Below are 20,300 nucleotides of genomic sequence, written 5' to 3'. Positions count from 1 at the left end.
TTCCGGGTTGGGGGATGCGGAAGGTGGGGACCAAGCGATCGGGGCCGGTGATGGCTACCCGGGCAACGAGGGTCTCGATCAACGCCTTGGCTTGAGTGCGGGTGCCGGTGGCGATGATTTCCGCGATGTGGTCGGCGATGCCATCCAAGGTTGAAGGTTGCGGGGCTGTGGGTTCGTTGGCCAGGGTGGCGGTGAGTTGGTCGTGGCGGGTGGCGAGCTGGGTTGTCTTGGTGCGCAATTCGCCGAGTCGTCCGGCTAGGAGCCCAGGATCGAGGGTGCCGTTTTCGAAGGCATTCAGATAGCGGTCGATCGCCTGCTGGGCCTTGGCAAGTTCGGCGGTGACGGTGGCCAATTCGGCACAGATTTCGCTGCTGGCGTCTCGGTGGTGCCGCTGCTGAGCGTGGATGGCTTGGCTGATCAGGTCGTGGCGGGTGCGGTAGAACTTGCCCAGGGCTTCGAGTACAGCTGCGTCCACGGAGTCGGCATCGAGTCGGGTGAAATCGCACTTGTCGCTGTCATAGCGGGCGCGAGTGAAGCAGGTGTAGTAGCGGTAGGTACGTGAGCGGCCAGTGGCACGGGTGCCGATCATGGCGCGCCCACAACACGGGCAACGCAAGCGGCCGGTCAGCAGGTAGTCCGACGAGTTCGCGGCGCGGTGGGCATGGGATTCCCCGCGTGCTTCGAGGACCGATTGGGCGCGGTCGAAAGTGTCGGTGTCGATGATGGCGGGGTGGGTGTCGGTGACGGTGGTGTCGCGGAAGGTCAACTCGCCGAGATAGATCCGGCTGTTGAGGATACGCAGCACGTGATGCCCGGACCATTCACGGCCGGTGCTGGCGCGATGCCCCCGCGTATTCAACTCCGCAGCGACGGCACGGGCACCCAGACGACGGCATGAGTAGAGCTCGAAGATTATCCGCACCACCACGGCTTCGGCCTCGTCAACAACAAGAGTTTGGGTGGTCTTGTCGACCTGGTAGCCGTAGGGACGTTTGCCGCCCTTCCAGAGTCCTTTAGCGGCTTTGCGTTCCATTCCGGCGATGACGCGGTCGATGATGGTGTCGCGTTCGAATTGGGCGAACATGCCCAGCATCTGCACCAGCATGCGGCCCATGGGTGTGGAGGTATCGAATGGTTCTGTGGCGGAGCGGAATACAACCTTGGCCCGATCGAGTTCATCGAGCAGAGTGACCAGGTCGCGCAGGTTGCGGGAGAAGCGGTCAACTCGGTAGACCACGAGCACATCGATGACCCCAGCGCGCGCAGCTTGCAGGGCGCGCTGCAGACCTGGCCGTTCGGTACTGGCACCGGAAGCGTCGTCGGTGAAGCTGGCAGAGTGTCGCCAGCCGGGTTGGGAGTCGATGTAGGAGTCCAGGCGGGTGTCCTGGGCTTCGATGGAGTAGGGCTGGTTGTCTTCGGTGGTGGAGCGGCGGGTGTAAGTCCCCACCCGCACGTCCTGTTCCCATGCGGCCGCGTCGGTGGAGATACGCGAAGGTGAGGATTTCTTGCTGCCTGCCATGCTGCCGGTCCTTCCCATCGATACACGCTTCTCGTAAACATGAATATCCGAAACAACCTGTGGCGGAACGGAATTCGGACTCATGGTTTCGTCCGGTACATCGCCGGGTCCATTGTCCCTCGATCCGATTTCGAATGTATTGGTGTGGCCGGTATTTCGCTGGCTGCGTTTCATGCGGCGTTCCGTTCGCCGTTGTCGGTGTGCTGGCGGTGGGTCCATGCGGTGATGAGGTCGGCGAGGAGGGTGACGGCGTGGTCGTGTTGGGTGGTGATGAGCGGTTCGGTGTCGGCTCGGTCGATGTGCCAGCGTTGGCGGGCGAGGTCGCGGGCAGGCGGCATGGTGGGCGCGGTGTCGGTCGGGGCGTGTTCTCCGGGTTCGGGGCGTTCCATCGAGGCTCCTGTTGGATGTTCGGCGTATGGAGTGGCGTCACCCATGTACTGGCAGGAGCACCCGCGTTTATCCGGGTACGGGACGGGAATTGATTCAATTCCGTGTTCCGTGGTCAAAGTTCGGACTCGATCATGGGCACGCTGCCTGCCGGGCATACGAGGGCGTTGCGCCTGTTAACTGCCAAGAAGGGGCCCGATTTCGACATTTCAGTGCGAAACGGTTCGATAACGATCGGTGTCGCCACCGACGAGCGCCCCAGGAGTGATGCCTTGCCCCTGGGGCGCTTTGGATGTGGTCGCGGCGGTGCGTGAAACGCGGCCCGCCTCTCTCGTGGGCTCGTTTCGCTGCGCCTGCTGTCTTACTCGGCTGATCCCGAAATCCTCGGTCGACCACCTCGATCCTGCGACTGAGCACGGTCCGTTGCCCCGCGATCCAAAGCGAGTTGGATACTTCGTGCGCCTCCGCTCGGATTCTGGTGCTCGAAATCGATGACCTCGAGCGGGTCGACGTCGATAACCTCTGCGATCAGTCCGGCTTCCTCAAGTGCGGCCAGATCTTCGCGCGCGACCGCGAGCAGGTCGTCGGTTGTGATTGCCGGGCCGACTCTGCCGTCGTGCCCGACCGGTGCCCAGGACCCGTCGTGATACTGCAGCCAACCGGCGGGCCGGTCCCCGTTCAGCAGCGCTGTCACGGCTTCGGTAGACATCCCGGTGCCTACCTCGTGAGGCGAGGGGTTCGGGCCCAGGTGTTCCCGGGTGACACGGTGATCACGGTGGCGACCTCGAGCAGCTCATCGGGGATCATGTGGTCGTCGAAATGCTCAGTGCTGGGCACGATTACGGTATCGACGTCTAAGCGGGCGATGGCCACCCGCAGGCGGTGGACGCGATCTTCGGTGTGTTCGCTGAACACAATTGTCTTCCGCAGGTCGTAACCAGTTCGCTTGGCGGCGGCGAGGATTCGCAGCTCGTCTCGGGGCTGGTTCAGTCCCGAGACATCACTGCGCAGGAAACCCAGAGCGGATGGCAGCAGGCCCATGGTCACCACCTCCGGCTGATCGGGACGTAGGTGTGTGGCGGCTCGGCGGCGAGTCTGGCCTGAATGTCGGCGACGGTCAGCCGTGGCTTCATGTGCCGTGCGCTGTCGGTGACGCCGTAGTCGGCGGCGCGGCCGAGGACGGCGGTGACGAACAGCAGTAGCGAGATCAGTGTGGCGACGAGGATGATCGTCATGTCGGGTGTGCTCCTGGTCCCTGGAACGGTTCTGGAGTGCACCCGGCGCCTGGGGATTCTGGTTCCGGTGTCGGGTGCATCATGACCGTGACACGTGCCACAATTGACCAGGGGCACAAACTGTCCCCCTATCCCGTTGCGGTCCGTGCGGAGATGTCGCCATGGTGCAAGACAACGAATTCGGCCCCCGATTGATGCGCTTGCGTCGCCAAGCAGGCATGACCCGCCCGATGCTCGGCGAACTCGCCGGCCGCTCGGGTAGCTGGGTTAAATCCCTCGAGACCGGCCGCCTGAAACTGCCGCGCCTGCCCATGCTCATCCGCCTGGCCGAGATCCTCGACCTCAACGACCTGACCCAGCTCACCGGCGAACAGCCACTGGCCCGCTCGCTCTACGCGAAGGCAACCCACCCCGCCCTACCCAAAGTCACCGAGGCCCTTGCCTCGTATCCGGTCACGCCCAGCACCAACGACGCGGACCTGTCACCTGAAGCGCTCGCCGCGCGCGTGCAGCAGGCGTGGGTTCTGTGGCACGGTGCGGCCCACCAGCGTTCGGCTGTGGCGACCTTGCTGCCGAATCTGTTGTGCGACACCCGTGTTGCGGTGCGACAGCTTGATGGCAAGGACCGGCGCAGGGTGCAGGCACTGCTTGCGCAGGTCTACCACCTCACCCAGCTGTATCTGTCATTCCAGCCACCAGCGGCACTAGTCCTGATGTCCGGCGACCGCGCCATGACCGCCGCCCAGGACGCCGACGACCCGCACGCGATGGCCGCCGCAGCCTGGTACGTCAACCACGTCTACCGCGACGCGGGCGAGGAACACGAAGCACGCGCCGTGCTGGCCAACCAGATGTGCGCGCTCCTGAGCCCCGACAAAGCAGGCCCCGACCTCGCGCTGTGGGGACTGCTACATCTGGCAATGGCCCTGTCCTACGCCAAGATCGGACGCGAGGGCGACGCCCTTCGCCACTGGGACGAAGCCGACCGGGCCGCGCGGGCATTGGGCGATGAATACGTGCACCCGTGGCTCATCTTCGGCCGCGCCATGGTCGACGCCTACATGATCACGATCCAGGCCGACCTCATGCACAGCGGCTACGCCATCCAACAGGCCGCCAGGGTCGACCTGGGCACGATGCCCTCGGCCACCCGCCGCAGCTTCCACACTGCCGAAACCGCACGCGCACACCACATGCGCGACGAACCACTCGCCACCGTGACACTGCTGTCTAAGGCGAATCGGGAATCACCGGACACCTTCGGGTTCTCCCTCTTCGCCCGCTCCGCAGTACCCGACCTCGTCGAGGGTGGCGGCGCGACGGTCCGAGCCGACGCCGAACAGCTCGCATCGGTACTCGGACTCGAAGTCTGACAACGCTGACGTTCCCATGATCTGCAGTCTCCGTTGCTGTCGGCTTCAGATCAGCACGCACAGTTGATCTTCGACCGGCCATGCTGACGGGTTCGGTGATGTGCGAAGTTCCTCGGCAGGGGTATTCGACGTAGTCAGCAGCGGTGACTGGGAAGATCTCCCGGTGGCCTACAACATGGACGAACTCGAGGCACTGGTTCGGCAGCGCAACCCCTACGCGACCAGGCTCAAAGTTGAGCAGTTCCCCTCGGGAGCGGTCGATATCGGTGTAATGCTGAACGATCACTTCGGTGTGATCCAGGGGAAGGGCGCCGAATGGGTGCGTCCGTCGACCTCCCCGCGGAGGAGAGCTTCATGGGTGACATGCTGGTCTTCACGTCGCTGGAAGACGCGTTGACCGCTGTTCGGCGCCTGCTCATTGCTGCAGCGGTTACGAACGAGACCGACTGAAGTTCCGAGCGCGATCCCGTAGGCACTCGGCGGGGTTGGCGCTGAGATCGTCAGCGGTTTGAATCGCACGACCAGCGGTGACAAAGGTTTGCGTCAGCGGGATAGCACCTACGAATAAGTAGGGTCTAGCGGATCGGAACAAACTCGATCGGCCACTGCGTGCTGTCATCGAACCGGGCCCCACTAAAGGACGCCCCCTGAAGATTTTCGTTCCCCTTGGTGGTCCAGTCCTTCACAAAGAGAACGTGGTCGGGGCGAGCTTCCGCATAGCTGGTGTCCTCAAATTTCGTGCCGCTGAGATTCGCGCCATCGAAGTAGGCGCCCCTCATATCCGTGCCCCCAAGGTCTGCGCCGCGAAGATCAGCCGTATTGAAATTGGCATGCCTCAACCGAGCCTCCAGGAACCATGTGCGCTGCAAGGTTGAATTATCCAATCTTGCCGATTGCAGGTCTGCGCCCCACAGCGACGCGTCGCTGAGATTCGCATTGTATAGAGAGGCTTCGGTCAGATCGGCTTGCCCAAGTTCTGCACCGGCCAGGTCGGCACCCCGGAGCTGAGCTCCTCGCAGGTTCGCATCCCTCAAATACGCATTCGCGAGGCACGTTTCCGCTAGATCAATCTTCTCGACGCTGGGCGCGCCACGACGACCGATCACAGTCAGCGCAGCTTGGACATCGATCGGGAGCTGCTGGTCTTTGACCTTGCCGCACTCCGGCCCGATGGGCGAATGGCCTCGAACAAAGGAGCCGAGAACCTCGAAGATCGTTGGCCGATCAGCTGGCGAATCACCCGCGAGCCGTTCAAGTAGATAAATTCCTCCCAGCCGAACGTCCACGGCACTGTTCCCCAGCTGCCCTGTTGCCTTCGCGAACCGCTCAGTGGTCGCAGTTTGCCGGGCCAATCCATATTGATCACTCGTCGCATGCAGTGATTGGCTGGTGAACCACAGCGCCGCAAGCGCCGCCACCGTGGTTGCCATCGATGCCAGCTTCGCCCAGCCACCCCACCCAAACAACGCGCGGGTAGTGCGCCGCATCCGACTACGGCGAGTATTCGGACGACGGAGCGAGTGGATGCGATTCTGTCGGCGCCGCGCACCGGCTGCCCGCGTTTGAGAAGTCACCGCACGATGATCCACCAAAAACGTTGCCGTGCTGACCTTTTCGATACCTGCCTGCGGTTTTGCCAATGATTATTGCGCAGGGGGTAGTCGGTTTGGAGCGTGACGCCGGCGTCGAACAAAGCCTTTGACGCACGACCACCCCTCAATCATGATGGCGCGCAGAGCGTTGTTACAGCGTCCGTACAGCCACCCACGGGCGCCAGCGCGGGCAACAGTAGGCTGCTGCTCAGCTCACCTGAAAAGCGTTCCCGGTGGCAGGCAGGCGTTGAGCGGTGTACGACATCCCGCTGCCTTCGAACTGGCCGAAATTGAACCTCATGCCCTCGATTAGGTACGCACCCATCACCAGCGGATCGTCAAGACGGACGGATTCGCCCATGTTGAACGCCTCGTCGCCGTCGAACTCAAAGCTGGCCTGCAGCCCGTCCAGTTCAAGATTGATGGGCTGGATCAACGGAACGTCACCGCGAACAACCAGCTGTCCGTGGATGTTGACGAGCGCACGGTCGATCAGATCGTCAATAGCATCGAACGCGTCGGCCAGCTCCTTCGGTCGACCGTTCAGCTCAGCGATGACCTCGGCGACACGCTGTCGGCGGTACTGGTTGCGCCGTTCGTTGCGTGCAGGCTCGTACTCGTTGACCGCACGCGGATTTAGCAGCACCCCTACCCGGCGCCGTGCGTCGTCGAGGACGTGCCGATCTTGTTCGGTCAAGGCTGCGGCGAGATCGGCGTAGCGTTGCCATTCGCCGGAATTGGTGAACGCCGCCACGACATTCTGTGCGCTACTGAGGACTTCATGGCTGTCGAGTCCGAGCACGACCGCCACGGAGGGCGGCGCCGGTTCGGCCTGCAGGTTCGCTTGCAGGATCGGCTGGCTCCAGGGCAGCCGCCGCGAGTATTCAGGCGATCGCCGATAGCCGCGCGGAGAGAACTGCGGTACGGGGATAGCCGGGTACAGAGGCAGTCGGCTACGCACCCATCCCACCGTCGACTCCACCGCGTGCCCGAGCGGCGCGATCGTCCGCAGGTAGTCGCACACTTCGCCGGTGAGATGGACCAACGGCATCTGTTGGGCAAGCTGTCCCCATGCGCTCGTCCACAGTGGTGTCTCGGTCAGCACGGTGACCCCGGCCTGCATGTTCCGCAGTGCCTCAGTGACGGTATCGTCACTGTCGTTGTGCGCGGGATGGCGTGCTAGGAAAGTCTGGACTAAGGGGCTGTCCGACCACGTCGCAGCCAGTGCCTGCACTGCAGGCCAGACGTCTTCAGTCGACATGATTCATCCTTGTCTATCAACAGTTTTCGCCATGTCGGCAACCAGGATCATAGCCAAGTCCTGCCCACCATCGCGTTGATAATCTGCTGGAGGTCGCGAGATGCGCTCTGTGCCGCACTGGTGGTAACGAATGAGTCCACACGACCGCGACCGGTCCACCCCTCAGGGTCGGAGAGTTCACCGACAAGGACTTCCTCCCCAGCGGTGAGCTCGGCGAGCTCACGGAACCACACGCCGCGGTCTCGTTCGTCGTCAACTTGGTGCTCGGAGATCGCGAACTGGATCTGCTGAGACGCCGCCGCTGTCAACGCTTCGCCATCAGAACCGGGGAGTCCCATCTGCGAGGACAAATCAAGGCGATGCTGCAGTAGCGCGGTGGAGTGCTCCGCGAGCATCGCGCGCGACTCCTGCTGGTTCTGCGGCACAGGTACACCCGACAATGCGGGCGCGGTGAGAAGTTGTTCAAGCCAGCGGTGCCAAATGCGGACTGCGACCGTCAACGGCCCTTGCCCGTCGCTTAGCGGGAATGTCCATCCCGACTCAAACACGGCACGATCGGGCGCGGCGCTTCCCAACCAGCCTTCGACGCCTGCTCCGACGGTCGCCACCACCCGTCCGTTGGTGTCCTGCCAGTAGGCGACCGTCGGACGGGCCTGGGTGGTAGGGAGCAGGAGGTCCAGGTGCCGATTGGTCTCATCGAACCAGGCGTCCTCGGGCGGGCGCCTCTCGTAGGGCGCGACGTTGACCGCGGTGAAGGGCAGATCCCGGGTGAGTCGATCGGCCAACCCGACAGCTATTCCGGAAAGTTGAGCCAGGAAGCGCGCCCGGGCCCGATCATATTCACAAAGCCGGTCGGGCAACTTCGCAAGCGAACGACTCAACGCTACTGCCGCCAGGAAATCGGCGAACGAGTCGTGAATCGGACGAACCGTATCGAAGGGTGCCGACCGGACAATCCCTGTTTCAGAACCGAATTCACGCAGACGCCGCACAGTCACCGAATGGCCGGCGTTGGTGAGCCGCTCGGCGGATTGATTCAAGAGCGAACCCCACTCAAGGGTGTCGCAGTAACGCTTCTGCCCGTCGAGGAGTGTGGCGTAGGCTATCCCGAGCCCGGCAATAAGAACGCTGGCGTCGGGGTAACCGCGCTCTTCTGCAATATTCGAGATCACCGTGTGAAAGATCAGGGCGGGACTGGACGCGGTGCCCTTCAACGCAATCGCCCGGGCTCCGAGCAGCAGCATCAGAGGGTTGTTCGCTGCCTCGTGCATCACATGATCGACCTGACGGACCAGCCACAGCGCGGTATCGGTGTCTAGCTGATAGAAGCTCTTCACGATCCGGCACTGCTCGTCTTCAGACATCGGACAGACCATGAGGTCGGTGGTGGTGACCGACCGGGTAAGCATGGCGCGCATTGCCGTGAGCCCGCGCCCGATCAATACCAGGTCGGCACGTCGGTCCGCCGTCAGGAACTGTTTGAACTCATCCTCAAGCTCCTCCCGCGTCCCGACTGGGATCTCGGTTACCCCGTCGACGGCGATGACGACGTCGGGGTCGGCCAAAGCTGCGGTACCCACTGCGGGATGAGCACCGATGAAGGTGTGCCGGTTAAGCCCCCCTGCGACCAGCGCCGCGAGCCGGCCGGGTATGTAATCCTCGGCGCTGACCGCGATTACCACCGCGCCGCGCTCGGCCGCGCGGCGCTGCATGTCGAGTACGACCGTGGACTTCCCGCTGCCCGATGCCCCAGCCAACAAGCGGACCGCATTTTTTTGTGCCCAGTTCTCCAGAAGCTGCGGCTCGGCTGCCGACCCGATGCCGATGGCAACGTCCGGCCGACACGCCAGCTCGACCGGTGAAACGTCGGGGCGTGCGAGGACCGACGCGCAGAATTTGCTCTTGAGCGAGGCATCCCATTGCGTGCTCGGTATATGGTCTTGCGGCGTTGCCAGCAACGCCAGCACTTCGTCGCGCGCGATGATCCGGGCGTCGTCGTCGGCCAAGCCGCTGCGTTCAGTGACGGTGTTGATCAGCTCAAGTACAACCCAACGACTCCGTTCTTCGGCTTCGGCCGTGCTGGTTACGTTAGGTAGGAGCGCCCTTGCGCGCTTCTGCGCCGCGTCGATGAGATCGGCATAGGCCAGCCCTTCGGCGCGAATAGAGGCCCGCATCAGGGACTCATCGCTGACGACTACGCTTCCCGTCTTACCGGCGATGAGCTGGCGGATATCGTGCATGTCGCCCGACGCGGCCCTTTCCAGCGCATCGCGCACTTTCACGCCCGTCGGGCCGAGCCGCCCGTCAGTGACGAATTCATAGGTGGCCCCGGGATTATCACCCGCCAGCCCCGACCAGCGAACCAGCTCGTCGATGAGCTCCTGTTGACCCCAGGTATCACTCTGATTGCGCAGTTTGAATTGAGAACCTTTGACAAGATGTCCATCCTGCGAACGGATTTCGACGTCAATGATGTCGTTCTCCGCCTCGACGCGGATGGCATGCAGGCTGGGGTCTGCGGCGATGGTCAAGGCCATTTGCACGGCCTGGGCGTGCTGATAGGCGAACCCTGCCGATGCATCGACACCGCCCATATAGTCTGCATCCTTTCCTGGATAGCGCCGGGCTGACCCCAGCCGCAGATTCTATCGCCGTCGCTGTGGTGGCCGTCGGCGACTCGGGGTAGTCCGGCGGGTCATGACGTGGCAACGTCATAGGACCAGACATCCAATGGGGAGTTCGAATCTGCCGCTGGCACTGCTTCGATCACGCCGCACAGCGTCCTCACCATCGGATCGCCGGACCTGAATCGATTCTGTGGACACGAGTTCTCAGGAGTCGTTCTCAAGGATGATCGGCTCTGACGGATCGGAACCCGCGGCCAGGTTCGTTATGCCAGCTCTCGCCCGGTTCGAGTCGAGAACGGCGCGGATGTCTGGTGCGTCGGGGTTGAAGGCGGCTTCGTTGTAGGGCTGGCCGGTGCCGGTGTGGTGGGCTATGCGGGGGCCGCGTTCGGGTAAGTCGGCCAGGTGGAGTCGTCGGGTAGTGGTGTCGCTCTGGGGTGTCCACAGTGCCCAGACCGGGCCTGTAGGTCCGTCGGGATGCGAATGGTCGCGGGCCGTGGTAGCGATCACGACGCCGGGCATATTGCCGGACAACGCCCGGTGCAGTGCTACCCGTAACGTCGTCTCGCGGCGGGACGAGTGCAGCGAGAACAGCAGGATTCCGAACTCGTCGGTGGGGAAGCGCTGGTAGGCGGCGAGTTTGCCGGTGAGAGTGGTCAATGATTCTGTGCCGGTGTCGTATTCGAGGAAGAACCGCACCGTGCGGTCATGCTGTTCCCAGCAGCCGTACCCGTCGGGGCGCAACCCGATGGTTTCCCCGGAATAGAGGTCCAGGCGGAAGCAGTTGGCGCACTGGCGCTCCGACCACCATTGGGTCAACCCTGCCACCGGATCCGGGTGGGTGGTGTCTCGGTGGAGGGCGGGGTTGCGTTGTGCGGCCAGGGCACAGAAGAAGTCGTTAACCCCGAGACGGTGGGCGAGAGTGGGCGAGCACGCCAGTCGTTCCAGCATCAGGGCGTGCGCACCAGGGGCGGGTGGTTTCTCGGCGTGTGTGGCGGCGATCAGACGTGCGCCGAGATAGCCGAGGGCGTGGCGGGTTTGGCTGGTGCCGCCGCCGTAGAGCGACTCACGGAAGGCGAACACCATGCCCATCTCGCGTAGTTTCCGCAGCCGGTCTTGTGCGCGGCGGGTCGAGGTGAATTCCAGGGCGGCGATCAGGTCGGTGGTGAGCACCTTGTGTTCGGCGAGGATCGAGAGCAGGCGTCGGTCACGGTCGAGCAGACGGAACCACGGACTCGCGTCCGGATGCCCACGACGGTGAACGGCGTGCCCACCGCGCAGCCGGGGGTGTGAGTGCGTATGAGTATCGATACTGAGTCTGGATTTCGCCCCACTACTCCGATTCTGTCGTTGACCGGCGCGGCCGCGGTAGCCATGTTCGGCGTTTGGGGTGGCGGCTATAGGACGCCGAGCGGGCGCCGCCCCAAACGCACTGCCATCCGCCGACCCATCCGCAACCGCACCATCGTCATTACCGGTCATCGGGCACCACCGCCCGCCATTTCCCGGGAACCCACCGGGCGAATCATGATGTCCGGCCCGTCGACCAGCACCGCCCGGTTCGTATGCTGGTCCGTCAGGTCCACCGAATCGAGGCCGATATCGCAGACTATGCGATGTCGGCCTTGTTTCTGTTTCTGGGGAGGTGGTGCATGAGCGAACCCCAGCGTCTGATGACGAATGTCGCTCAACGGATCGTCGGCGCGGTCAAGCGGGCGACCGAAGGCCGGGTGCATCCGGAGTTCGCCGGAACCAGCGGCCGGGTGAAGTCGACCGTGGTCGATGTCGAGGAAGCCGAGCGGCGCAACCTCGCGGCCGTGCAGGCCGCGGCGGAGGGCGGATCCCAACCCCGAATCGGATCACCCGGTCGTCTGGAGACCCTGCTACATCCCAGACGCACCTACCGGCCGAGTTCCGAGGAGAAGGAGATGCGGCGACTCTTCGGCCCTTCGGGTCCGGAGCATCGGATCGTCGGTCAGCACGACGAAATGGCAACGGCGGGTAGCGATCTCGAGCGAGGCGCGGTCAAGAAGCAGGTCTACCGCGCGGAGTCGACCGATGGCGCCCGCGCCCGCGCCATCGTCAAACCCTTCACCGGTGAAATCCGCACGCGGCGGGCCATCTTCCGGACGCCGGGCGCGCAGGGTGCGCGCGAGGTGGGTATGTACCGCCTCAGCAATATGCTCGGCTGGGATCGGGTGCCGCCCGCGGCGCTCGTCGAGGACGCGGCCGGGTTGGGTCCGAGCGCGGTGATGAAGTGGGTGCGGTCCCACGACAGCCTCGAGGTGTCGAAATACGATGTGGCCGACCAGCATCGGATGGCGGTGCTGGACTACATCGGCGGCAATTCCGATCGCAATCCGTCGAACTTTCGCACCGTCTTCGAGCATGGCCGGCCCCGGCCGGTCGCGATCGATCACTCGCTGACCTTCCCGGAGTACCGGGACGCGGAGTTCGGGATCAGCTCGGAGTTCATCGGGACGCACATGGCGACGAACGCGCCCCTGCACGCCGACGTCCTGCGCGATGTGCGTGCCCTGCACCCGGATGCGTTACGGTCCGGACTCCGGGATCTCGGCATGAGCGCCGACGCGACCGAGGGTGCGGTGGCGCGGCTTCGGGAGATCCAGACCAACGGCAGAATCACCGGCGAGGCATGGCATCCGGGCAAGTTCATTTGAGGATGGTGATGACGAAATGGATGAATACACACCGACTCTGATCGCGCTGTACGACTGTGGCGCATGGGATCCCGAGCGGGTGGCCGAGTTTCGATTGACGGTCGCAGGCACCGCGGCCCTCACCATCGTCGCGGCGGGTGGATGCCGGATCGCCGAGGAATGGCACGGTTCCGGCATCGAGATCCTCGATACCGGAACCCGGGTGCTGCCCGCCGAGGGCGCCCGGTTCATGCGCGCCCTGCTCCAGCCGTTCGGCATGAGCTACTACGACATCGTTGACGAGTCGCCGTAGCCGGTGCGGCCGGTTTTTCCCCGACCGCACCGGGTCATGGTGTGCCAGAGGCGATTATCAGAAGGAGCCGGTGCTCGGCTTGGGGGTGGTGGTGGGGGTGGTGGTCACGTCGGCGACGGTGACCGCCTGGGTGGTGGTCGAACCGGAGACGCCGGTGCGGCCGGAGAAGGTGGCGGTGATGTTGTAGTTGCCTGCGGCGCCGGGGGTCCAGCCGATGGAGGCGGTGCCGTTGGCGGCGACGGGGATGGTGCCGAGGACCTGGTCACCGGCGTTGAACTGGATGGTGCCGCCCGCGGCTGCGGGGGAGACGGTCGCGGTGAGGGTGGTGGGGGTGTTGACCTTCGCGCCGCTGACCGGGGCGAGGGTGGTGGTCGAGTTGGCGTCGCTGGACACGGTCAGGGACGGGCCCTTGTCGGTGTAGTTGCCCGCGCCGAGGGAGCCGTTGTAGCTCATGGAGGTCGACAGTGGGGTGTCGCGGGCGCAGTTGACGCCGACGGTGTACTGCACCTCGAAGGTCTGCGACTTCGGCGAGATGTTCGGGTACACAGGGTATTTGACGACGCTGAAGGAGGCGCTGACCGAGTCCGGGGCCGAGGTGTCGAGGCTGACCTGGTCGCCGCCCATCTTGCCCGAGCCCGCGACGGGGGTCAGGCAGGTGGGGTGCGCGTCCTTGACCGAGTAGATGTACTCGACCGGGATGCCGGTGCGCTCGAACATCGTTGTGACGGTGATGGTTTCACCGGCGATCGGGGTGGTGTCGGACACCGTGCGGGTGAACTTGCTGTTCCCGTCGGTCCAGGTGACCGTGCCCGATGCGCCGGAGGCGGTGCCGGGGAACGCCGCGACCGCGAGTCCGGCCGCCACCGCGAGCACGGCTGCCGAACCGGCTGCCCGCCGCATATTGCTGTCCATCATTTTGTGTCTCCCACAGACCTCGGGTGTCCCTCGACATCGAGGGTTTGCCGCACCCGAGTCGCAGCATTAGATCACGGTCAAATGGTCAGCGGACCAGTTTCTGAAATGATCGTGAGTCAGTTTTTGCGAAGTGTCTCGATCAAGGGACCGAGACGGGGCGCAGGCAGCTTTCCACCGGCGTCACGATGGAGCAGAGCGCGGGTTTGCGGGTTGGCCGGTAGTTGGCCGGGACACCGCCCTGTGCGGTGATGGCGCGGAACGCGGCGACGGCGTCGGTGGGGCGTCGGGTGAGAGTCGGGTCGTTCTTCGCGTCCACCGTGTAGAGGCCGAATCGCGGTGAGTAACTGCCCCATTCGTAGTTGTCGGTGAGGCTCCAGTAGTTGTAGCCGATCACGTCGATGCCGTCGGCCTTGGCGCGTTGCAGCCAGTACACGGTGTCGCGCAGGTGGTCTGCGCGGTCGTAGCCGTCGGCGCGCGGCGCCCCGTCGTCGGTGGGCATGCCGTTCTCGACCACGTAGACCGGTAGGCCGGGGAACTTCTCGGCGTAGGTCCGCATGTCGTAGTAGATGCCCTCGGGTTCGATGGCGTTCTTCCACAGTTCGCTGCCGAGTAGCGCGGTGGTCGGCGGATTCGACAGGGACGCACCGTAATAGAAGTCCAGGCCGATGTAGTCGAGTTTGGCGCGGACCCGGTCGGCGAACAGGATGTCGGTCAGGTTCTGCACGATCGGGTACTGCGCGATATTGCTGGTGACCCGCGCGCCGGGCTGGCGGGAGTGGATGTAGTCGTAGATCGCGCTGTGCGCCTGCACCAGTCGATCGAACATGGCGGGCGCGTCCAGCAGCCCGATATCGCCGATCTGGATCGATTGCGCGACATAGCCCATCGGCTCGTTGATGGTCACCCACATCGGGTCGTCGGCCGCGTACCGGTCCACCACCCGCCGCATATTGGTCAGCCAGTCGGTCACCATGCCCTGGTTCTTCCAGCCGCCGCGGTCGGCCTCCCAGCCGGGGATCACCCAGTGGTCGAGGGTGAGCATGGGCCGCATCCCCGCCGCGCGGATCTTCGCGATGACCGCGTCGTAGAACCGGAAGCCGTTCTCGTCCCACGCATTCGCCTGCGGCTGCACCCGCGCCCACTCGATGCTGAGCCGGTAAACCTTCAGTCCCATGCCCGCCGCCAGGTCGATGTCCTCGGCGTAGCGGTCGTAGAAGTCGACCGAATTGCCGTAGGTGTCATGGGCTTTGCCGGAGTTCGCGTAGCGGCTCCAATTGCTGTCGGGCGCATGTCCTTCGGACTGGAATCCCGCCATGGCCACGCCCCACAGGAAGTCCGGTCCCAGTGGCTGGACGCTGCTCGGCGCACCGCCCGCGCTGCCGGTTGCGGACCCGCTCGCGCTTCCCGACCCGGACCCGCTGGAGCTGCCCGACCCGGATCCGGAGCCGCTGATATCGGCCGGTGCCGCGCCCGCGGCGGTGGATCCGCTCGCGGTGATGGCCACGGCGGCCAGTAGTGAGCACAGCATTCGAGTACGTCTCATAGCAGCGAAATCTCCCGGAGTGAGGCGAGCACCGGCCGCCGCCCTATCGGCGTGCCGAACTGGCCGGACTTTACTGGTCGAATGTCCAATTCGGGTCGATTTCGGAGCATTGCCCCGCGTCCGGGCGGGCAGGGGTGATGCGGATGCGCGGCCGGGGGGAGACGCCGATAAAGTTCGAGTGGATGAGTCGTTCTACCGCTGTTGCTGTGCCGGAGTCGCTGGACCGCCGTTTCGGGTGGGGGATGTGGCTGGTTCCGGCGTTTTGTGTGGCCTTGACAGCCCTGTGCCTGATGCTGCCGGTGTATCCGTTCAAGCAGATCACCGGCGGGTTCATCGACCTGCAGGTGTATCGGCTGGGCGTGCAGACGCTGTGGCACGGCGGGGACATGTACGGGTCCCTACCGCAGACCACGATCGGTATCGGGCTGCCGTTCATCTATCCCCCGTTCGCCGCGCTGGTGCTGTCGCCGTTCGCGCTGTTGCCGTGGGACGCGGCCCGATTCGGGTTCTTCATCACCTCGGTGGCCGCGCTGGCGCTCTCGTTCTATCTGGTGGCGCGGCGGGTGTGGCCGGGGGAGAACCGCAAGTTGCTCGGGCTGTGGGTGACCGCGTGCGCGACGCCGCTGGGTCTGCTGCTGGAGCCCACGCATTCCACCCTGGATTTCGGGCAGGTCAACCTGCTGCTGATGGTGCTGGTGGTCGCGGACTGCCTGACCGAGAAGCCGAAGTGGCGGCGCGGCATGCTGGTCGGCATCGCCGCCGCGGTGAAGCTGACCCCCGCCGCGTTCATTCTCTACTTCCTGATCCGGCGTGACTTCAAGGCCGCCGCGACCGCCGCGGTCACCGGTGCGGTGGCGACCGTGATCACGTTCGCGATCCTGCCGCACGCGTCGATGAAGTACTGGTTCGGCGGCCTGGGCAATGTGTCCGGGCTCAGCGGTTCGGCGTTCCACACCAATCAGTCGATCCAGGCGGTGCTGGCGCGCTTCGAGATCCAGCGCCCCATGCTCACCATCCTCTGGCTGATCCTGAGCGCGGCCCTGCTGGCCCTGGTCGTTCCGGCCATGCACCGCGCCGCGAACTACCCGCCGCTGGCGCTGGGCATCAACGCTGTTTTCACCCTCCTGGTCTCCCCGATCTCCTGGTCGCATCACTGGATCTGGATCGCCCCGGCCCTGCTGGCGATGCTCGGCTACGCGACCCAGATGCCGTGGCGTCGCGCGGCGGGCTGGTATCTGACGACCGCGATCACCGCCGCCATCTTCGTGATCGGCCCCCAGAACTGGCTGCCCGACGCCGAACATCGCGAATCACATTGGACGCCATGGCAGCACCTCATCGGTAACACCTACGTCTGGTTCAGCGTGGTGCTGGTGGCGCTGTTCCTGTTCAGTACCCGCCATGCGCGACAGATCGACGAGTCGCGCGATCTGACCACCACTGGGTGATCGCTCGGATCACTGGCGTCGAATCGTCCGGATCAACAGTCGGAGTTCGGTTTCCAGCTGGTCGAGCGCCGGGGGAGCGTCGGGTCCGCGGGCTTCGTCGTGCGTGAAGACCGATCGGGCGAGTCCGGTGCCGATCAGCACCAGGGTCAGCAGGTCGATTTCGGTTGCGGGGATCGGTGATTCGATCTCGCCGCGGGCGCTCGCGCGGTCGATGACGATGGCCAGCCGGGCGCGGGTGGCCAGGTAGACCTCCTCGTGCAGGATGCGGCGCAGTTCGGGATTGTGCGCGGCGTGGCCCATGAGCGACAGCAGCGCGGGTCCCGCGCCCGCGTCCAGGACGCGTTGTTTGCGGGTGAGCAGTTCCCGGATGTCGCCGTCGAGGGCGCCGGTGTCGATGTCGCCGAGTTCGTCGAGGGTGATCTGGCGGGTGACGGCGGCGGTCAGTTCGTGTTTGGACGACCAGCGCCGGTACAGCGACGCGGTGGAGGCTCCGGCGCGCTGGGCGACGGCGGCGGTGGTGAAGGCCGCGTAGCCGGACTCGTTGAGTTCCTCGATGGCGGCCGCGATCAGCGCGCGATCCACGCGGGGATCGTGGCGTCGGCCTTTGCGAGGGGCGCCGGGCGGAGTCGTCATGTCATGGATTCTCCCGTATCTCGCCGGAGGTTCCGACCATATACGAAACGGACTGATTTCGTTTCGCATATGGTGGGGGCATGACCATCGCGACCAGCACGCCGATCACCGACACCGTGGCCGCCGCGCGCGCCGTCTTCGACACCGGATCCACCCACCCGCTGCCGCGGCGCGTCGCGCATCTGCACGCTCTGCGAAACCTGCTCGCCGACCACGAGGCCGAATTCGAGGCGGCGCTGTGGTCGGATCTGCACAAGAACGCCACCGAGGCGCAGGTGACCGAGCTCGAGGTGATCCGCGCGGAGATCGCGCACACCCTGCGCCACCTGCGCCGCTGGGCCAAACCCCGCCGCGCCCCGATTCCCCTGGCGCTCATGCCCGCTCGCGCCCGCCTGCGCCCCGAGCCGCTGGGCGTGGTGCTGATCATCGCGCCGTGGAACTACCCGGTGCAGTTGCTGCTCGCGCCGCTGGTCGGTGCGCTGGCGGCGGGCAATACCGCGGTGCTCAAACCCAGTGAGCTGGCCCCGGCGACGGCGGCGGTCATCGCCCGCCGGATCCCGGAGTACTTCCCGGACGGCGCGGTCCGGGTCGTCGAGGGCGCGGTCGCGGAAACCACCGAACTACTGCGCGAGCGGTTCGATCACATCGTGTTCACCGGCAGCGGCACGGTGGGCCGGGTGGTGATGCGGGCGGCCGCGGCACATCTGACGCCGGTGACCCTGGAACTGGGCGGCAAGTCCCCGGTCTGGTTCGACGACGACGCCCATCTCGACGCCGCCGCGCGCAGGCTGGTGTGGGCGAAGTTCGTCAATGCCGGACAGACCTGTGTCGCCCCCGATTACCTGATGACCACACCCGAGCGAATTCCCGCCCTGGTCAACGCATTGCGCACGGCGATCGCCGAGATGTGGGGCAGCGATCCGCGGGCCGAGGACCATTACGGCCGGATCGTGAACGAGCGCCAATTCGACCGTCTGACCGGGTATCTCGACGGCGTCGACGTGGCGATCGGCGGTCGACGTGACCGGGCCGAGCGCTATCTCGCGCCGACGGTGGTGGTGCTGCCCGCCGGAACGCCGCCGGTGGTCGGCCCCGACGCGGCCCATCCGGTCCTGCGCGAGGAGATCTTCGGCCCGATCCTGCCGATCCTGCCGGTGGCCTCCGCGGCCGAGGCGGTGCGGCTGGTGAAGACCTGGGACAAGCCGCTGGCCCTGTATGTGTTCACCGCCTCGGCGCAGACCCGCGAGCTGTTCGAGCGCGAAACCTCTTCGGGCGCAGTGGTTCACAATGCGGGCGTGGTCCATGTGGCAGCCAGCGGGCTGCCGTTCGGCGGTGTAGGCGCGAGTGGCATGGGCGCGTATCACGGCGGCTACTCGTGGCAGACCTTCAGCCACCTCAAGCCGGTCCTGAACAAGCCACTGGCCCTCGACACCCTCCGGATGATCGCCCCGCCCTACGCACCTCGCGAGATCGGCCTGGTCCGCTGGCTGATGCGGCGCGGTTGATCGCCGCCCCGGAACGGTCGAGCCGGGCCGGGCTGATCGAGATCAAGGAGCTCTGACCGCGCGTTTTCGGGGGAATCGCGACGGTGAGAGCTCCTTGATCTCGCTGTGGGGCGGGGGAGGTGGGTGGGGGTTCGGAAAGTGGGGTTCGGCGGGATCGATACAGCGCGTTTGGTTTTCCTCGAGGCGCGCTCGAGTCGGCGTTTACATACTTCTGGCGCGGACAAGGTGGTTCGTGATCTGTATCGAAGTAGCTCGGCTACCTCCATGATTCGGGATACATCATGAGCGTCAATGTGATCGCGGCGGGCCTTCCTCTGGACGGGTCGACCGACCAGGGGGGACAGCGGCGGGTGCTGGCCATGTTTCCCGGGCAGGGTTCGCAGCGGGAGGGAATGGCCGCGCATTTGATCCGGGAGCACCCCGATACCGCGGGGGCCGTGTTCGAACGGGCCGAAGAGCAGCTGGGGCTGCCGCTGCGCGCGCTGTGCTGTGAGGGGGACGCGGACCGGTTGCGGGCCACCGAGGTGGCGCAGCCCGCGATACTCGTCACCGCGCTGGCCACCTTCGAGGTGCTGCGTGCGGAAGGTTTCGCGCCGGATCTGGTTGCGGGACACAGTCTCGGCGAGTTCGCCGCGCTGACCGCGGCCGGGGTGCTGGAGCTCGGCGATGCGCTCACCCTGGTGCGGCGGCGCGGCGAGCTGATGGCCGAGGTGGCGGCGGCGGTGCCCGGCGCCATGACCGCGGTGTCCGGGGTCGAGGCCGCGCGGATCGAGGAGATCTGCGCCGGGGTCGACGGGGTGGTCGAGCTCGCCAACTACAACGCGCCGGACCAGTCGGTGATATCCGGTACCGCCGACGCGGTCGAGGCGGCGGGGGAGCTGCTGCGCGCCGAGGGCGCGGGCAAGCTGGTCTCGCTGCGGGTGGGGGCGCCGTTCCACTGCTCGCTGATGGCTGCGCTCGAGGAGCGATTCGCGGCCGATCTGGGCCGCGTCGAATTCGCGGAGCCCACCATAGATGTCATCAGTTCCGTTACCGCGCAACGTGTTTCGAGTGGCGATGACGCCCGCGAGCTGTTGCGCCGCCAGCTGACCGCCCCGGTCCGCTGGATCGAGGTGATCGGCGCCGCCGCCGATCGCGGTTGCACCGACTACTTGGAGATCGGCCCGGGACGGGTGCTCTCGGGTCTGGCCAACCGCATGGTGGGCGGGGCCACGGTGCGCAGCACCCAGGATGCGCGCCGCATTGCCGCGGCCGTCGCCGAATACGCCTGAACTTTCCGAAATACCGGACCT

Annotated in this window: 17 protein-coding genes and 1 pseudogene; 6 read left to right on the top strand and 12 right to left on the bottom strand. The window is 65.3% G+C overall.

The window, feature by feature from the left end:
- Positions 1-460 precede the first annotated feature (460 nt).
- The 5 genes and pseudogenes from OG300_RS22670 to OG300_RS22650 form a co-directional block, all read right to left on the bottom strand.
- A pseudogene (locus tag OG300_RS22670) lies at positions 461-1,519 on the bottom strand (recombinase family protein); the annotation flags it as partial.
- A gap of 170 nt (positions 1,520-1,689) precedes the next feature.
- A complete protein-coding gene (locus tag OG300_RS22665; RefSeq protein WP_405484691.1) occupies positions 1,690-1,908 on the bottom strand; it encodes a hypothetical protein in 219 nt (72 codons plus the stop codon).
- 359 nt (positions 1,909-2,267) lie between these two features.
- Positions 2,268-2,600, bottom strand: a complete 333-nt coding sequence (locus OG300_RS22660; protein ID WP_405484689.1) for a hypothetical protein — start codon at positions 2,598-2,600, stop codon at positions 2,268-2,270.
- A gap of 23 nt (positions 2,601-2,623) precedes the next feature.
- The gene (locus OG300_RS22655; protein WP_405484687.1) at positions 2,624-2,947 is read right to left on the bottom strand and encodes a hypothetical protein; all 324 of its coding nucleotides are present in this window, start codon (positions 2,945-2,947) and stop codon (positions 2,624-2,626) included.
- Between the two features lie 2 nt (positions 2,948-2,949).
- A complete protein-coding gene (locus OG300_RS22650; RefSeq protein ID WP_405484686.1) occupies positions 2,950-3,141 on the bottom strand; it encodes a hypothetical protein in 192 nt (63 codons plus the stop codon).
- Positions 3,142-3,302: 161 nt separating this feature from the next.
- On the opposite strand from OG300_RS22650, the gene OG300_RS22645 reads away from it, so the two are divergent.
- Entirely contained in the window at positions 3,303-4,514 is a 1,212-nt protein-coding gene (locus OG300_RS22645) for a helix-turn-helix domain-containing protein (RefSeq protein WP_405484684.1), read from the top strand.
- A gap of 575 nt (positions 4,515-5,089) precedes the next feature.
- Here the strand turns inward: OG300_RS22645 and OG300_RS22640 are convergent.
- The 4 genes from OG300_RS22640 to OG300_RS22625 all read right to left on the bottom strand — a co-directional run bounded on the left by OG300_RS22640 (position 5,090) and on the right by OG300_RS22625 (position 11,212).
- Entirely contained in the window at positions 5,090-5,944 is an 855-nt protein-coding gene (locus OG300_RS22640; RefSeq protein ID WP_405484682.1) for a pentapeptide repeat-containing protein, read from the bottom strand.
- A gap of 370 nt (positions 5,945-6,314) precedes the next feature.
- Positions 6,315-7,367, bottom strand: coding sequence for a hypothetical protein (locus OG300_RS22635; protein ID WP_405484680.1), 1,053 nt, complete (start codon positions 7,365-7,367; stop codon positions 6,315-6,317).
- Positions 7,368-7,414: 47 nt separating this feature from the next.
- Positions 7,415-9,961, bottom strand: coding sequence for a hypothetical protein (locus OG300_RS22630; protein ID WP_405484678.1), 2,547 nt, complete (start codon positions 9,959-9,961; stop codon positions 7,415-7,417).
- A 237-nt stretch (positions 9,962-10,198) separates the two neighbouring features.
- The gene (locus OG300_RS22625; protein WP_405498633.1) at positions 10,199-11,212 is read right to left on the bottom strand and encodes a replication-relaxation family protein; all 1,014 of its coding nucleotides are present in this window, start codon (positions 11,210-11,212) and stop codon (positions 10,199-10,201) included.
- A 431-nt stretch (positions 11,213-11,643) separates the two neighbouring features.
- Between OG300_RS22625 and OG300_RS22620 the strand changes: the two genes are divergently transcribed.
- The gene (locus OG300_RS22620; RefSeq protein WP_405484676.1) at positions 11,644-12,672 is read left to right on the top strand and encodes a hypothetical protein; all 1,029 of its coding nucleotides are present in this window, start codon (positions 11,644-11,646) and stop codon (positions 12,670-12,672) included.
- A 16-nt stretch (positions 12,673-12,688) separates the two neighbouring features.
- Positions 12,689-12,964: a hypothetical protein gene (locus OG300_RS22615; RefSeq protein ID WP_405484674.1), complete on the top strand. Its 276-nt coding sequence runs from the start codon at positions 12,689-12,691 to the stop codon at positions 12,962-12,964.
- Between the two features lie 57 nt (positions 12,965-13,021).
- On the opposite strand, the gene OG300_RS22610 is transcribed toward OG300_RS22615, so the two are convergent.
- Positions 13,022-13,879 (bottom strand): Ig-like domain-containing protein, encoded by an 858-nt coding sequence (locus OG300_RS22610; RefSeq protein WP_405484672.1) that lies wholly within the window; start codon positions 13,877-13,879, stop codon positions 13,022-13,024.
- Positions 13,880-14,018: 139 nt separating this feature from the next.
- Positions 14,019-15,422, bottom strand: a complete 1,404-nt coding sequence (locus OG300_RS22605) for a family 1 glycosylhydrolase (RefSeq protein WP_405484670.1) — start codon at positions 15,420-15,422, stop codon at positions 14,019-14,021.
- A gap of 182 nt (positions 15,423-15,604) precedes the next feature.
- Between OG300_RS22605 and OG300_RS22600 the strand changes: the two genes are divergently transcribed.
- Entirely contained in the window at positions 15,605-16,870 is a 1,266-nt protein-coding gene (locus OG300_RS22600; protein ID WP_405484668.1) for a glycosyltransferase 87 family protein, read from the top strand.
- A gap of 9 nt (positions 16,871-16,879) precedes the next feature.
- Here OG300_RS22600 and OG300_RS22595 read toward each other — a convergent pair whose 3' ends face one another.
- A complete protein-coding gene (locus tag OG300_RS22595; RefSeq protein ID WP_405484666.1) occupies positions 16,880-17,503 on the bottom strand; it encodes a TetR/AcrR family transcriptional regulator in 624 nt (207 codons plus the stop codon).
- Between the two features lie 80 nt (positions 17,504-17,583).
- On the opposite strand from OG300_RS22595, the gene OG300_RS22590 reads away from it, so the two are divergent.
- Positions 17,584-19,008 carry an aldehyde dehydrogenase family protein gene (locus OG300_RS22590; protein ID WP_405484664.1) on the top strand — a complete coding sequence of 475 codons (1,425 nt, stop codon included), beginning with the start codon at positions 17,584-17,586 and terminating at the stop codon, positions 19,006-19,008.
- A gap of 281 nt (positions 19,009-19,289) precedes the next feature.
- A complete protein-coding gene (gene fabD / locus OG300_RS22585; protein ID WP_405484662.1) occupies positions 19,290-20,279 on the top strand; it encodes an ACP S-malonyltransferase in 990 nt (329 codons plus the stop codon).
- Positions 20,280-20,300 lie beyond the last annotated feature (21 nt).

This window comes from Nocardia sp. NBC_00511, assembly GCF_045161165.1.
GTDB lineage: Bacteria > Actinomycetota > Actinomycetes > Mycobacteriales > Mycobacteriaceae > Nocardia.
The sequence above is the reverse complement of the archived record's forward strand: the minus strand, read 5'-3'. Positions and strand labels throughout refer to the sequence as shown.